Origin of the sequence: Streptomyces sp. NPDC046716 (assembly GCF_040645755.1) — a bacterium.
In the GTDB taxonomy this organism is placed as follows: Bacteria; Actinomycetota; Actinomycetes; order Streptomycetales; family Streptomycetaceae; genus Streptomyces.
On sequence record NZ_JBEYYU010000010.1, the window covers coordinates 107,486 to 120,822 of the forward strand.

Genomic DNA, 13,337 nt, shown 5'->3' on the forward strand with positions numbered 1-13,337 from the left:
AATTGGGGTGGGGGGAGTTGGGGCGAGGCTGGGTTGTTCTTCGGGTGCGGGTCGGTGGGGGCTGGTCGCGCAGTTCCCCGCGCCCCTGGGTGGTCTTTTGCGCGCGGCTTTCGTCGTGGCTGGTCGCGCAGTTCCCCGCGCCCCTGAGATGCGCACTTCGTGCGGCATCTCATTGAGAGGCGCGGTGGGGTCGCAGCCTCTGGGGGAGGCTGCGCGGAGCGCATGCCTCAGGGGCGCGGGGAACTGCGCGAGAAGCGGCCGCCGGGCTGCAGGTGGCTGACGGTCTGCGGGGCGCAGGTGGGGGGGCTGCCTCGGAGGTGTGGGGTGCTGTGTGGCAGGGGGCGCTGTGGCCAGTCGGGGGTGCGTTTTGTATCGTGTAGGAACAAAGTGGTTCCCGCCCACTCACCCTGACCGGTGGGCGGGGCCGCCTTGGTCACCCCCGCCTCCGTTCTCTGGAGCCCGCCGATGACGGCCACCCCCACCGTGCTCCCCGCGCGCGCCCTCCTCCTCGACATGGACGGCACGCTCGTCAACTCCGACGCCGTGGTCGAGCGGATCTGGCGCCGCTGGGCCGCCGCGCACGGGTTCGACGGCGACGAGGTCATGGCCGTCGCCCACGGCCGCCAGGGACACGCCACCATGGCCGAGCTGCTGCCCGAGCGGTCCGTCGCGGAGAATCGCGCGGACAACGCCCGCATGCTCGCCGAGGAGACCGCCGACATGGACGGCGTCGTACCGGTGCCGGGCGCGGCGGCGTTCCTGGACTCGCTGATCTCGGCCGCGGCCCCGCACGCCCTGGTGACCTCCGCCGACGTGGCGCTGTCGACCGGGCGGATGGCCGCCGCCGGGCTGCCGTACCCGGAGGTGCGGGTCACCGCCGAGAACGTCGGCGCCAGCAAGCCTGACCCCGAGGGCTTCCTGAAGGGCGCCGCCGAACTGGGCGTCGACCCCGCCGACTGCATCGTGTTCGAGGACTCGGGCGCCGGTATCGCGGCCGGGCTCGCCGCCGGGATGCGGGTCGTCGGGGTGGGGCCCCGCGCCGGACAGCACGGGCCCACCGTGCACGTGCCCGATCTGACCGCCGTACGGGTCGAGGTCGTCGCCTCCGGGGAGATCCTGCTCCACATCGGCTGACCCGGGCCCCGGCCTCAGTGGGTCTCCGCCTCCAGTGCCCTGCGGGTCGCCGGGCCGTACGTGCCCGATTCGTCACCCTGGATGCCACGCGCCATCTGGTAGTTGCGGACCCCGAACTCCGTCTGGCGGCCGTACCGGCCGTCGGGACGCCCGAAGTACAGCGACAGCTGTTGCAGCCGGCCCTGGAGTTCGCTCACCTCGGCGCCCTGGTCACCCCTGCGCAGGGTCGTCGCGACCGCCGCGGTCGTGGAGTGCGACGCCGACGGGGACGCGGAGCGCGACGGCGCGGTCGTACTGGGGCTCGGGGACGGGCTCGCGCTGCGGCTCGGGGTCGGTGACGCCGTCGTGGGCGTCACCGACGGCGTGGGCGTCGACGCGGAGGGCTCCGCCGCGCTGGTCGTGGGGGACGCGCTCGGCGCCCTGGTGGTCGGCGAGGCCGACGCCGGCAGGACCGCCGACGACGGCGTGCTGTCCGCCGCGGTCGCCACATCACCGCCGTCGCCGCCCGAGGTCACCAGGACCGTCACCAGCGCCGCCACGCTCAGCACCCCCGCCACCGCCGTCATCAGCAGCACCGGGGCGCGGCGTCCCCGCGGCCCGGAATCCCCGTCCATGTCGTCGTCCGGGACGGCGACGGGGAGGTCCGCGAGGGCGGGGAGGGGTGGATGCGCGTACGGGTCGGGGACCCGGGGCGGTGGTGGCTGGGAGGGCTCGGGCAGGGTGATGTACGGGCGCACCCGCAGCGGGCTGAAGTCCGCCGCCTCGGCCTCGACCGCCTTCCGGTCACCGGAGCCGTCGGGACCCTCGGAGTGACCGGGCCCCTCGGAGTGACCGGGACCCTTGGAGCCGCCGGGACCCTTGGAGTTTCCGGAACCCTCAGAGCCGCCGGGACCTTTGAAATCACCGGGGCCCGCCGAGGTACCGGAGTCCTTGGAACCACCGGGGCCCGCCGAGGTACCGGAGTCCTTGGAACCACCGGGGCCCGCCGAGGTACCGGAGTCCTTGGAACCACCGGGGCCCGCCGACTTACCGGGCCCCTTGGAACCCCCGGAGCCCTCCGACTTACCGGACCCCGTGGAGCCACGGGAACCCTCGGAGTCACCAGCCCCTTCGAGCTGACCGCCCCCCGCCTCCCGGCCACCGGATTTGCCACCGCCCGCGCCGGGACCGCCCGCGCCGGGACCGCCCGCGCCGGGACCGCTCGCCCCGGGACCCCCCGCCCCAGAACCCCCCACCCCAGCCCCGTCAGATATCCCGGGGCCGGGGCCGGGGCCGGTCCACTCCGGCCCGCCCCTCACCCCCGCGGCGCCGCCGTCCGCCCCCGCAAGCCCATCGCGCCCGTTCTCGCTCATGCTCATTGTTCGCTCCCTCCCCAAGAGCCCCGCCCTCCCCCGAGAGCTGAGCGCATTATGCAGACCCCGGGAGGTGGGCGCAGCGCCCGCCCCAGGGGGAAACGGGCCGGGCGGGACGCGGCGGGGCGTGTGAGTGCCCCGCTCAACAGGCCAAACCACCCCAGACCTACCAGGATGGGAAGTACCAAGCCCCCGGCCGGTCGGCGCCGGGGAGCCCTGGGAGGTGGCGATGAGCACCCCGGAGAGCACGCCAGAGCGCGCGCCAGACAGCGCCCGAGAGAGCACCCGTGAGAGCGCCCCGGAGACGGAGACGGAGAACGGCGGCGACGCGGGCGCGACCCGGATCGGCGGCGGCAGCCGTACCCACGGTGCGGCCCCCGCGGACGGGGCCAAGAGCAGCAGCGTGCTCATCTCCATCGGCGCCCTGCTGCTCGGCATGCTGCTCGCGGCGCTCGACCAGACCATCGTGGCCACGGCACTGCCGACGATCGTGAGCGATCTCGGCGGCCTGGAGCACCTGTCGTGGGTCGTGACGGCCTACCTGCTCGCGTCGACGGCCGCGACCCCGCTGTGGGGCAAACTCGGCGACCTCTACGGGCGCAAGAAGCTCTTCCAGACCGCGATCGTGATCTTCCTCGTCGGATCCGCGCTGTGCGGCATGGCGCAGAACATGGCCGAGCTGATCGGCTTCCGCGCCCTGCAAGGACTCGGCGGCGGCGGCCTCATGGTGCTCTCCATGGCGATCGTCGGCGACATCGTGCCGCCGCGCGAACGCGGCAAGTACCAGGGCCTGTTCGGCGCCGTCTTCGGCGCGACGAGCGTCCTCGGCCCGCTGCTCGGCGGGCTGTTCACCGAGCATCTGAGCTGGCGCTGGGTCTTCTACGTGAATCTGCCGCTCGGCGTCGTCGCGCTCGTCGTGATCGCGGCCGCCCTGCACATCCCGGTCCGCTCCAAGAAGCACCGCATCGACTACCTCGGCACCCTCCTCATCGCGTCCGTGGCGACCTGTCTCGTCCTCGTGGCCTCGCTCGGCGGCACCACCTGGGCCTGGGGCTCCGCCCAGATCATCGGGCTCGCGGTGCTCGGCGTCCTGCTCGCCGTCGCCTTCGTGTTCACCGAGTTCCGGGCCGCGGAACCGGTCCTGCCGATGAAACTGTTCCGCGTCCGCACCTTCACCCTCTGCGCCGTCATCAGCTTCGTCATCGGCTTCGCGATGTTCGGCGCGATGACGTACCTGCCGACGTTCCTCCAGGTCGTGCACGGCGTCTCGCCGACCATGTCCGGTGTGCACATGCTGCCGATGGTGGCCGGTGTGCTGATCGCGTCGACGGGGTCCGGGCAGATCGTCAGCCGCACCGGACGCTGGAAGGTGTTCCCGGTCGCGGGCACCGCCGTCACCGCGCTCGGCCTGCTCCTCCTGCACAATCTCACCGAGACCAGCTCCGCCTGGGAGATGAGCGCCTACTTCTTCGTCTTCGGCTTCGGGCTCGGCCTCGTCATGCAGGTCCTCGTGCTCATCGTGCAGAACTCCGTCCCGTACGAGGATCTGGGCGTCGCCACCTCCGGCGCGACCTTCTTCCGCTCCATCGGCGCCTCCTTCGGCGTCGCGATCTTCGGCACGATCTTCACCAACCGGCTGACGGACAGCCTGAGTTCGGCGCTCGCCGGACAGCAGCTGCCACCGGGGGTGACGCCGGACTCGCTCGGCGCCGACCCGCGCGGCATCGCCGGGCTCCCGGCCGCGCTCCAGCCCGCCGTCCTGCACGCGTACGCGATCTCGATCACCGACGTCTTCGTCTACGCGGTCCCGGTCGTCCTGGTCGCCTTCGTCCTCGCCTGGTTCCTGCGCGAGGACCCGCTGCGCGGCAGCGTCACCGCGCCCGACGCGACCCAGACCCTCGCCTCCAACCCCGTCGAACGGTCCTCGTACGACGAGGTCGCGCGGGCCCTGTCCGTGCTCGGGACGCGCGAGGGGCGCCGCGAGATCTACGAGAAGATCACCGCGAAGGCGGGCTACGACCTGCTGCCCGCGGCGAGTTGGCTCGTCCTGCGCATCAACCGCTACGGCTGGGCCGAGCCCTCCGCCCTCGCCGAGCGCAGCGCCGTGCCGCTGCCCGTGATCCTGGAAGCGGCGCGACAGGTGGAGGAGCGCAGGCTCGCCGTCCGCGAGGGGCTCGACCTGGTGCTGACCGACGAGGGACGCGCGGTCGCGGTCCGGCTCGGAGCGGCCCGCGAGGAGTCCCTCGCCGAACTGCTCGGCGACTGGTGGGACGACGAACGCCCCACGGATCTCATCCAGTTGGTGTCCGAACTCAACGCCGAGATGTGCGGCTCGGACGCCGAGCGCCCGCACGACAGCACCCCGCGGGCGCACGCTACGGCAGCTTCTTGACGAACCAGTGCTCGGCGTAGACGTCGTCGTTGAACGGCTCGGTCTCCGCGTAACCGAGCCGCGCGTACAGCGCCCGCGCCTCCGTCAGGTCCGCGCGCGTGTCGAGCCGGACACGCGCGGCGCCGAGCGTCCGGGCCGCGTCCTCGGCGACCCCCACGAGCAGGGCCGCGCCGCCCTTGCCCCGCAGCTCCTTCCGCACGTACACGCGCGTCAGCTCGGCGGTGACGTCGTCCACGATCCGCACTCCGGCGGTACCGGCCGGCTCACCCTCGTACCGTGCGACGAGCAACTGCCCGGTGGGCGGGGCGAGTTGTGACCCGTCCTCGGAGGCCACTCCGCGCTCCAGCTCCTCCGGGCCGGTCCTGCGGCCCTCGTGCAGCAGATACCAGCGGTCGCTGACCTCCGTGTAGTACGCGCGCCAGAGTGCGGCGGCGACCGGTGAGTCGTACGGCTCGGGGGTGACGGTCCAGGCGTTGTGCATGGGGAATTGTGGGACGGGTGGTGCGGGTGTCCGCAACCGAATTCGGTGTGCGCCCGAAGCGATCTGTTTGCGGCGGTCAGGGGCGGCAACCCGGTGCGGGACGGACTTCGATACCGCAACTGATACCGGGAAGGTCGGGAGACACTCATGTCGACAGGCGTGATCATCGCTCTGATAGTGGTGGGGATCGTGGTCGTCGCGGCGGCGGCGGTCTTCGCCGCGCGGACCGCATCCCACGGCGGACACGGCCTCAAGCGCCGGTTCGGCCCCGAGTACGACCGGGCGGTGGCCCGGCACGACGGTGACACCAAGGCCGCCGAGCAGGAACTCGCCGAGCGGGTGAAGCTGCACGGTTCGCTGCAGGAGCGGCCGATCGAGCCCGCCGCCCGTGAGCGGTACCTGACGCGCTGGGCCGACGCCCAGGAGCGCTTCGTCGAGTCTCCGGCCGACGCGGTCGTCGAGGCCGACCGGATCCTGGCCGACCTCGCCAAGGAGCGCGGCTTCCCCGACGGCGCCGGCTACGACGAGCAGTTCGCCGCGCTCTCCGTCCACCACGGCCCGCACGTCCACGGCTACCGCCGGGTGCACCACGCGGCGAACTCCCGGCCGGGCAGCGCCGAGGAGAGCCACGCCGGTACGGAGGAACTGCGCACGGCGATGGTCGAGGCACGGGCCCTGTTCGACGTCCTGCTCGGCACCGAGCGCACCCCGCACCGGACGGCGACGCCCGACGCGACGCCCGGCGACACCGCACCGCACCAGCAGAGCCGGGGTGGCCTCAAGGGCCGCCTGGCGAAGGGCAATTGAGGGGAGCCGAGAAGACGATGACGGACATCGAGCGCACACGACAGAACGGCCTTGAGCACGACCAGGACGCGCGGCGCGACGAGGCCGCCGCCCCGGTCCCCGACCGCGACCCCGCCCGTGACACGGCCCTGGGCGCGCCGAAGAGCCCGCCCGCGGGAACGCCCACGGGTACGCCCGCGAGTGCTCCCACCGGCATCCCGACCGACGCGGACCTCCCCGCGACCGGCACCGGCACCGGCACGGGCACCTCCCGCCCCGTGACCGCCGACAAGCCGGCCGACCCGCCCCTCGGCACGCCGCTCCGCGACAAGGACAAGACGGCCGGACCGGTCGCCGACGAGCCGGGCCCGCTCGTCGCCGGGGCCGAGGGCCACGAGCCCGGCGCCCACCACGCCCGCCACACCGGCCACGGCGCTCACGCCGACCCGGCGACACGCCTCGTCCCGGCCGGCACCCATGACGACCTGACCGACCGGCTGCGTCAGGCGGTCACCGGCTTCGTCGACCAGCCCCGCGCCGCCGTCGAGGAGGCCGACCACGTCCTGGAGGACCTGACGGCCCGCCTCGCCGAGACCCTCGCCGGCCGCCGCCGCACCCTGCGCACGTCGTGGCAGGAGTCCGCGGACGACACGGAGCGGCTGCGGCTCGCGCTGCGCGACTACCGCGAGACGGCGGAGAAGCTGCTGAACCTCTGACCCGACCCGACCCGATCCGATCCGATCCGATCCGATCCGGCCCGACCCGATCCGGCAGCGCCGTGCCCGCGACCCTTCTCACCGGGTCGCGGGCACGGCGCTTTGCTGCGGGGCCGGTCAGCAGCCGCCGCAGTTGTAGTACGTCACGTCCCAGTGGTTGCCCTCGTCCGCGTAGACGTTGCCGGAGGCCGCCTTGTACTGCGGGGCGCCGTCGCCGCGCAGGCCGATGTAGGAGAAGTTGTTCTTGATGTAGTTCGTGAGGCAGGTGCTCTTGCCGAAGTCCAGCTTGTAGCCGTTCCAGTGCGAGTACGTGCCGCTCGCGTGGCCGGTCTCGGTGCCGCCGGTGATGTTCAGGGCGCAGCCGCCGGCCGACTTGAGGGTCTGGGCCCCCTGCGCGGTGGCCAGGTTGAGCTGGTCGAACGACGTACAGGTCGAGACGTTGCGGTTGGAACAGCCGCCGGACGACGACCAGGTGATGCCGACGGAGCTGAACATCGACGTGGCCGTCGCATGGGTGATCTTCGAGACGGCGAAGGCGTCGGTCGAGGTCGTGAGGACGCCGAAGCCGGGGGCGACGAGAGCGGCCGCGGAGAGCGCGAGCGCGGTGAGCGCGGAGCGAACACGCATGGGAGGAGACCTTCCTGCCGGTGCCGGGGCAACTGATGGTGGGGGACGTGCGGGGCGCCTGTGGTGCAGGTGGATCGTGACCGGCTCAGATCGTGCCAGGGTCTACGCGCGTACGGAAGACCGCCGCCGGGGAACGCGAATGCCCCGCGCCTTCCACGGCGCGGGGCACAAGGGGCAGGAGGTCGCGGTGGGCTACTCGCCCTTGGGCGACGCCTGCTGGACGACCTCGAAGGACCAGACCGACGAGCCGCTGGCGGCGGGCTTCGGGCGGTCGCCGCCGCCCTGGTGGGCCGACTTCATCGGGCCCTCCATCCAGGCCTGGAACGACTCCTCGTCGCGCCAGCGCGTGTAGACGAGGTAGTCGTCGGTGCCCTCGACGGGGCGCAGCAGCTCGAACCATTCGAAGCCGTCGGAGTTCTCGACGGCGCCCGCGCGGGACGCGAAGCGCTTTTCGAGCGTCTCCCGCTGTTCGGCGGGGACGCTGAGGACGTTGATCTTGACGATGCTCATGACGGTCATCCTGCCGCAGGCCGGGTACGGATCACGTGAGCGGGTCGCCGTGCTCGTCCGTGACGCTCCACCCCTCCGTGGCCGTCAGCCGGGATCCGTCGGCGAACTCGACGACGAGGCGTCCGCCGGGGTGGACCACGGCCGCGTCCGTCTCCGTGCCGAACAGGGCGAGCGCCGGGGCGACCTGCTGGGTGGCCGGGTCGAGCGGGGCCGTGCCGAGGGTGGCCGGGGCCGTCACGGTGATCCGGACGCCCGTGTCCAGGACGAGGGTGAGGTGGGCGTCCACCTGGACCTGGCGGACGGCGAGGCCGGTGACGGGCAGGCGGCGGCCCGCGCGGTCCAGGCGCCACTGCCGGATCACCTCGTCCACGTCGTACGGCTTCAGGCCGAGCGGCGGGCCGGGCGGCGGCTTGAACATCATGTCGCGGATCTTGTCGTTCAGTTCCGTGAGGACCCGGCGGACCGTGTGCTCGGACGGCGTCCGCGGGAACGCCGCGAAGGCGTCCTCGACCTCTTTGCGCAGGGCCAGGGAGGGTGGCAGGACGGACAGGCCCTCGCGGGCCATCTTCCGCTTGATCCACCAGTTCTCGTCGTACGTGGTGGAGTCGTCGTCGGCCGCGAAGGGCTTGCCCGCGCCGGACAGGGCGCTGAAGTCACCGCGCCGTTCCGCGTCACGGATCTGCTTGTCGACGAATGACTCGAAGCTGACGCCGGTCGGTTTGCGTTCGGTCATGAACACATTGTCCCGCAGACGGCTCCCGGCCGGGTGTGCGGGCTTAGGATGCGGCCGCTACGGACATCCTTCGTGATGACGTGAACGGTGGGGGGAACGCGGTGCTGGAGCTGACCATGGCCACGGTGACCGGGGCCGACGCGGGGGCCACCGCGGGGATGACGATGGCCGAATCGCCGAGCGAGCCGGGGGCCGTGCTGCGGGTGGGGCGGGACGGGAGCGTGTGCCGTCTGGTCACTCCCGATGACTGGCTGTTCGTGTCGCGGGTGCACCTGGAGTTCCGGTGCGGGCCGGACGGGCAGTGGAGCGTCTTCTGGCTGCGCGGGTCGCAGGCCGATCCGTCGTCGGAGGTACGGGTCCGCTCCGATCCGCAGGGGCCGCACGAGCCCGGTCTGCCGCTGGCCTACGGCGGGGCGACCGTGCTGCCGCGCGGCGGCTCCGGCGAGGTCGTCGTCATCGACCGGAGCGGGCCGCGCAGCGTGCACGTGGGCTTCTACCACGAGGCGTAGCCGCCCTCGTGCGTCCTACTGCTGTACGTAGGCCAGGGCGAAGCCGTCGTACCCCTTGGCGCCCACCGTCTGGATCGCCGTCGCCTCCAACTTCGGGTGATCGGCGAGGAGTTGCAGCGCGGTGCGGGTCCCGATGACGTCCGGGTCGGTGTTGTCGGGGTCGGCGACGCGGCCGCCGCGCACCACGTTGTCGATGACGACGACGCTGCCGGGGTGGGTCAGGCGCAGCGCCCACTCCAGGTAGTGCGGGTTGTTGGCCTTGTCGGCGTCGATGAAGACGAGGTCGAAGTCCCGCTCCTCGTCGACCAGTTGAGGCAGCGAGTCGAGGGCGGGGCCGACCCGGACCTCGACGGTCTTGTCCAGGCCCGCCCGGGTGAGGTTGGCGCGGGCCACCTCGGCGTGGCGGGCGCTGTACTCCAGGGTGATCAGGGTGCCGTCGGCGGGCAGCGCGCGGGCCAGCCAGATGGTGCTGTAGCCGCCGAGCGTGCCGATCTCCAGGATGTGGCGGGCGCCCTGGATGCGGGCGATGAGGTGGAGGAGTTTTCCGTCGACGGCCGAGACGCTGATGGCGGGCAGGCCCGCGGCGTCGCTGTCGGCCAGCGCGCCGGCGAGGGCGTCGTCGGCGGGCGCGAGCAGTCCGCTGAGGTAGGCGTCCACTGCTGTCGAGGTGCCAGGAGGCGGTGTCGTCATGGACGCCAGCCTAGGTCGTCGCCGGTCCCGGTCAGGGGCGTCCCAGCGGCGGCGGCACCGTCACGGGCGGCGGCGGGACGATCGGGCGGCGCCGGTGGGCGCGGGCCCGCAGGAGGGCGGCGGACACCCCGGCGGTGAGGGCGCCGAGAACCGTCAGGAGCCACACGGGGAGGTCCGGGCCGACCGTGAGGAGTTCGTCCTTGTAGACGACCTCGCGGTACGGGGTGTCGTGGGCGGCGCGGCGCAGTTCGTGGTCGCCGCCGATCTCCTGCGGCCGCCAGAAGTCCTGGTCGATGGCGGTCAGATAGCGGGTGTCACCGGCCAGTTCGGCGAGCGGGCCGGGCGGGAGGGTGCCGAGGTCGCCCGCGAATGTCACCTTCGGTGTGGAGCCGCCGATCGCCGAGCGGGGTTCCATGCGGTGGGCGGCGAGGACGTACAGATTCAAATGCTGTGCGCTGGCGGCCAGTTGGGAGAGGCGCATCGGGTAGACGAGGCGGTCGCTGGCGAAGGTGAGGTGCAGCGGGTCGAGTTGCCCGGCGAGGGGCTTGGCGTCGTCGGCGGGGGCTAGGCGGATCGCCACGTACTCCCAGCCCTGGTCGACGTAGGGGCGCAGGGCGTTCTCCAGGCGGGCGGGGAGCTTGAAGCCGTTGTCCTTCAGCCAGTCGGCGAGGGCGGTCGGGTCGGTGGCGGTGAGGCGGGCCACGTCGAAGGGGCCGAGGCGCTGGCGGCCGACGACGTGGACGCCGGGGTCGGCGGTGGCGCCGGGGAGGGCGGCGTCGCCGCTGGTGTCCGTGTCGCCGCCGAAGGGCCAGTCGTCGCCGCGGGGCCAGAAGTGGTGCCGGGTGCGGTGGGCCGGGGCGGTTTCCTCGGTGAGCGCCGAGAAGAGGGCGGGGTCGCCCAGTTCGGCCGTTGCCCGGTGCGGGACGGGCATGATCCAGGCCGCGTCCTTGCTGTCGCCGGTCAGGGACAGCCGCATCACGATCTGTTCGGTGCGGCCGTCCCAGGCTATTGCCGAGGTTTCCGCGGTGACGGTGACCTGGTGGCCGGTGCGGGGGATCATCGCGCCGCAGCCGCACGCGTAGGCGGGTACCGCGATCCAGGTGACCTGGATGCCGATCAGCAACAGGGCTGTCAGCAGGGCTCTGGCGCGGGTTCTTGTCATGCGCGTAGTGACGTGGGCCGGTGCGTATCGGTTCCGGGGTGGCCGTTCGGCTGACGGCCGGTGGGGCTTCTCGCGCAGTTCCCCGCGCCCCTGAGGCATGCGCTGACGCGCAGCCTCCCCCTGAGGCTGCGGCTCCGCCACGCCTCCCCTGGGCGAGCGAAGCTCGCTTCCAGGGGCGCGGGGAACGGCGCGAGATGCGGCCACCGGCCCGCGCCCGAAGTACGACCCAGGGGCGCGGGGAACGGCGCGAGATGCGGCCACCGGCCCGCGGTCGAAGTGCGACCCAGGGGCGCGGGGAACGGCGCGAGAAGCGGCCACCGGCCCGTGGACGAAGAACGACCCAGGGGCGCGGGGAACTGCGCGAGAAGCGGCCGCCGGGCCGCGGTCGAAGTACAACCCAGGGGCGCGGGGAACTGCGCGACCAGCCCCCACCCACCCGCAGGTCAAGACGCAGGGATCAAACGGCGGGCGGCGATCCCGGAAGAGGCCGGCCGGCCGATTCGCGCATGCGCCAGGCCGCGACACCGCCCACCACAGCCGCGCCCATCATGTAGTACGCGGGGATCATCAGGTTCCCGGTACCCGCGATCAGCGCGGCAGCGATCAGCGGCGTCGTCCCGCCGAACAGGGACACCGAGAGGTTGAAGCCCACCGACAGCGAGCCGTAGCGGACCTTCGTCGGGAAGAGGGCCGGCAGCGTCGACGGCATCGAGGACGTGAAGCCGACCAGGAGCAGACCCAGGCCGGCGAGGCCGAGGGCGATCGCCCAGGTCGAGCCCGCCTGGATCAGCAGAAGCGCCGGGACGGAGAGGAGGACGAAGCCGAGGCACGCGGCGCCGATGACCTTGCGGTGGCCGAAGCGGTCGTTGGCCATGCCCATCGGCAGCTGCACCACCATCATCAGCAGCATCACGCCGATGAGAATGATCGTGCCGTGCGTGGCGTCGTAGTGCAGCTCCTCGCTCAGGAACGTCGGCATGTAGGAGAGAAGCATGTAGTCGGTGACGTTGAAGACGAGGACGAGGGCGATGCAGGTGGCCATGGCGCCCGCGTTGCCGACGAACATCTCCTTGAGCTTCGGCTTCGGGAAGGACTTCTCCTTCGCCTCGGCCTCCTGAGCGAGCTTCTGGAAGGCGGGGGTCTCTTCGAGCTTCATCCGGACGTACAGGCCGACCAGGCCGATCGGGCCCGCGATCAGGAACGGGATGCGCCAGCCCCAGCTGTAGAGGGAGTCGGACGGCAGCGTCGTGATCAGGACCGTGGCGAGGGTGGCGCCGGCGACGTAACCGGCGTTCGTGCCCAGCTCCAGGAACGAGCCGAAGAACCCGCGCCGCTTGTCCGGCGCGTACTCGGCGATGAACGTGCACGCGCCGCCGTACTCACCACCGGTCGAGAACCCCTGAACCATGCGCGCCACGATCAGCAGCACCGGCGCCCACACGCCGATCGACCCGTACGAGGGGATCAGGCCGATCGACAGCGTGCCCGCCGCCATCATGATCATGGTGATGGCGAGGACCCGCTGACGGCCGATGCGGTCGCCGAGCGGCCCGAAGAAGGCGCCGCCGATCGGCCGCACCAGGAACGCGGCGGCGAACGTGCCGAGCGTGGACAGCACCTGCGCCGAGCTCGACGCCGTCGGGAAGAAGACGTGGCCGAGCGTCGCGGTCAGGTAGCCGTAGACACCGAAGTCGAACCATTCCATCGCGTTGCCGAGGGCCGCGGCCTTGACCGCCCGCTTCACGAGCGTGGGGTCGGTGACCGTGACGTCCTGCTCGGCGTTCTTGGTGCGGCCCCGCGCCGGAGCGTGGAGCCTGCTGGTACTGGGTGCGATGGAAACGGCGCTCGACACAGTTCCGCTCGCCTGCCTTTCGTGGGGGACAACGGCAAGGCCGTTCACGCGTCAGCGGAACGGCCGAAAGCGACGATAGGGTGCCTCACGATCATCGCGCTGCGTGCCGAATCCGCTACGCTCCGCACGTAAACCGCCTCCGAGCTGGGAAAACGCAGAGCGCCACAGAGTGCCCAAACGGCCTCAACTGTGAGCTATGTCGCGGAACCGGACCCGTGGAGCATGCAACTAAGTGGTCCGGGCCACCCTCTTCCAGAGCATCTTCCGGTCAAATCCGGAAGGACGGACAGGTGAAGCAGGGGTTGCCTGCGTCTCACACCGATGGGGGCACCGATGGAGGCGGTGTGAACCTCCGACGATGATGGGAGGGCGGGCAGCGCGTGGCGAATGTCG

The 13,337-nt window shown here is 72.1% G+C and carries 14 protein-coding genes and 1 pseudogene; 6 read left to right on the top strand and 9 right to left on the bottom strand.

What is annotated here, in order from left to right; genetic code table 11:
* Positions 1-465: 465 nt before the first annotated feature.
* The gene (locus ABZ930_RS10535) at positions 466-1,134 is read left to right on the top strand and encodes an HAD-IA family hydrolase (protein WP_361544732.1); all 669 of its coding nucleotides are present in this window, start codon (positions 466-468) and stop codon (positions 1,132-1,134) included.
* Positions 1,135-1,148: 14 nt separating this feature from the next.
* Here ABZ930_RS10535 and ABZ930_RS10540 read toward each other — a convergent pair whose 3' ends face one another.
* Positions 1,149-1,331 carry a peptidoglycan-binding domain-containing protein gene (locus tag ABZ930_RS10540; RefSeq protein WP_361544735.1) on the bottom strand — a complete coding sequence of 61 codons (183 nt, stop codon included), beginning with the start codon at positions 1,329-1,331 and terminating at the stop codon, positions 1,149-1,151.
* A gap of 49 nt (positions 1,332-1,380) precedes the next feature.
* Between ABZ930_RS10540 and ABZ930_RS10545 the strand changes: the two genes are divergently transcribed.
* Both ABZ930_RS10545 and ABZ930_RS10550 read left to right on the top strand, forming a co-directional pair.
* Complete coding sequence (locus tag ABZ930_RS10545) at positions 1,381-1,947, top strand: hypothetical protein (RefSeq protein WP_361544738.1); 567 nt, start codon at positions 1,381-1,383, stop codon at positions 1,945-1,947.
* A gap of 975 nt (positions 1,948-2,922) precedes the next feature.
* A complete protein-coding gene (locus ABZ930_RS10550; protein ID WP_361544943.1) occupies positions 2,923-4,878 on the top strand; it encodes an MFS transporter in 1,956 nt (651 codons plus the stop codon).
* On the opposite strand, the gene ABZ930_RS10555 is transcribed toward ABZ930_RS10550, so the two are convergent.
* Complete coding sequence (locus ABZ930_RS10555; RefSeq protein ID WP_361544741.1) at positions 4,862-5,359, bottom strand: GNAT family N-acetyltransferase; 498 nt, start codon at positions 5,357-5,359, stop codon at positions 4,862-4,864. The genes ABZ930_RS10550 and ABZ930_RS10555 overlap by 17 nt on opposite strands.
* 147 nt (positions 5,360-5,506) lie before the next feature.
* Between ABZ930_RS10555 and ABZ930_RS10560 the strand changes: the two genes are divergently transcribed.
* Positions 5,507-6,166: a hypothetical protein gene (locus tag ABZ930_RS10560; protein ID WP_361544744.1), complete on the top strand. Its 660-nt coding sequence runs from the start codon at positions 5,507-5,509 to the stop codon at positions 6,164-6,166.
* 17 nt (positions 6,167-6,183) lie between these two features.
* A complete protein-coding gene (locus tag ABZ930_RS10565; protein ID WP_361544747.1) occupies positions 6,184-6,861 on the top strand; it encodes a hypothetical protein in 678 nt (225 codons plus the stop codon).
* Positions 6,862-6,978: 117 nt separating this feature from the next.
* On the opposite strand, the gene ABZ930_RS10570 is transcribed toward ABZ930_RS10565, so the two are convergent.
* From ABZ930_RS10570 to ABZ930_RS10585, 4 genes and pseudogenes are all read right to left on the bottom strand, one after another.
* Positions 6,979-7,488 (bottom strand): hypothetical protein, encoded by a 510-nt coding sequence (locus ABZ930_RS10570; protein WP_361544750.1) that lies wholly within the window; start codon positions 7,486-7,488, stop codon positions 6,979-6,981.
* 192 nt (positions 7,489-7,680) lie between these two features.
* The gene (locus ABZ930_RS10575) at positions 7,681-7,998 is read right to left on the bottom strand and encodes an antibiotic biosynthesis monooxygenase (RefSeq protein WP_361544753.1); all 318 of its coding nucleotides are present in this window, start codon (positions 7,996-7,998) and stop codon (positions 7,681-7,683) included.
* Positions 7,999-8,029: 31 nt separating this feature from the next.
* A complete protein-coding gene (locus ABZ930_RS10580; RefSeq protein WP_361544946.1) occupies positions 8,030-8,341 on the bottom strand; it encodes a DUF6188 family protein in 312 nt (103 codons plus the stop codon).
* A pseudogene (locus ABZ930_RS10585) lies at positions 8,324-8,731 on the bottom strand (DUF1992 domain-containing protein); the annotation flags it as partial. The gene ABZ930_RS10580 and the pseudogene ABZ930_RS10585, both read right to left, overlap by 18 nt.
* Positions 8,732-8,832: 101 nt before the next feature.
* Here ABZ930_RS10585 and ABZ930_RS10590 point away from each other — a divergent pair.
* Positions 8,833-9,240, top strand: coding sequence for a hypothetical protein (locus ABZ930_RS10590; RefSeq protein ID WP_361544948.1), 408 nt, complete (start codon positions 8,833-8,835; stop codon positions 9,238-9,240).
* A 15-nt stretch (positions 9,241-9,255) separates the two neighbouring features.
* On the opposite strand, the gene ABZ930_RS10595 is transcribed toward ABZ930_RS10590, so the two are convergent.
* The 3 genes from ABZ930_RS10595 to ABZ930_RS10605 form a co-directional block, all read right to left on the bottom strand.
* A complete protein-coding gene (locus ABZ930_RS10595; protein WP_361544756.1) occupies positions 9,256-9,930 on the bottom strand; it encodes an O-methyltransferase in 675 nt (224 codons plus the stop codon).
* 31 nt (positions 9,931-9,961) lie between these two features.
* Positions 9,962-11,092 (bottom strand): DUF2330 domain-containing protein, encoded by a 1,131-nt coding sequence (locus ABZ930_RS10600; RefSeq protein ID WP_361544759.1) that lies wholly within the window; start codon positions 11,090-11,092, stop codon positions 9,962-9,964.
* A gap of 457 nt (positions 11,093-11,549) precedes the next feature.
* Positions 11,550-12,944, bottom strand: a complete 1,395-nt coding sequence (locus ABZ930_RS10605; protein ID WP_361544762.1) for an MFS transporter — start codon at positions 12,942-12,944, stop codon at positions 11,550-11,552.
* Between the last annotated feature and the right edge of the window lie 393 nt (positions 12,945-13,337).

Bases quoted from the DNA above. Each gene is read 5' to 3' on its own strand.
- ABZ930_RS10570 (WP_361544750.1), bottom strand. From the start codon at position 7,488: ATGCGTGTTCGCTCCGCGCTCACCGCGCTCGCGCTCTCCGCGGCCGCT.
- ABZ930_RS10595 (WP_361544756.1), bottom strand. From the start codon at position 9,930: ATGACGACACCGCCTCCTGGCACCTCGACAGCAGTGGACGCCTACCTC.
- ABZ930_RS10550 (WP_361544943.1), top strand. From the start codon at position 2,923: ATGCTGCTCGCGGCGCTCGACCAGACCATCGTGGCCACGGCACTGCCG.
- ABZ930_RS10565 (WP_361544747.1), top strand. From the start codon at position 6,184: ATGACGGACATCGAGCGCACACGACAGAACGGCCTTGAGCACGACCAG.
- ABZ930_RS10535 (WP_361544732.1), top strand. From the start codon at position 466: ATGACGGCCACCCCCACCGTGCTCCCCGCGCGCGCCCTCCTCCTCGAC.
- ABZ930_RS10555 (WP_361544741.1), bottom strand. From the start codon at position 5,359: ATGCACAACGCCTGGACCGTCACCCCCGAGCCGTACGACTCACCGGTC.
- ABZ930_RS10600 (WP_361544759.1), bottom strand. From the start codon at position 11,092: ATGACAAGAACCCGCGCCAGAGCCCTGCTGACAGCCCTGTTGCTGATC.
- ABZ930_RS10560 (WP_361544744.1), top strand. From the start codon at position 5,507: ATGTCGACAGGCGTGATCATCGCTCTGATAGTGGTGGGGATCGTGGTC.
- ABZ930_RS10575 (WP_361544753.1), bottom strand. From the start codon at position 7,998: ATGAGCATCGTCAAGATCAACGTCCTCAGCGTCCCCGCCGAACAGCGG.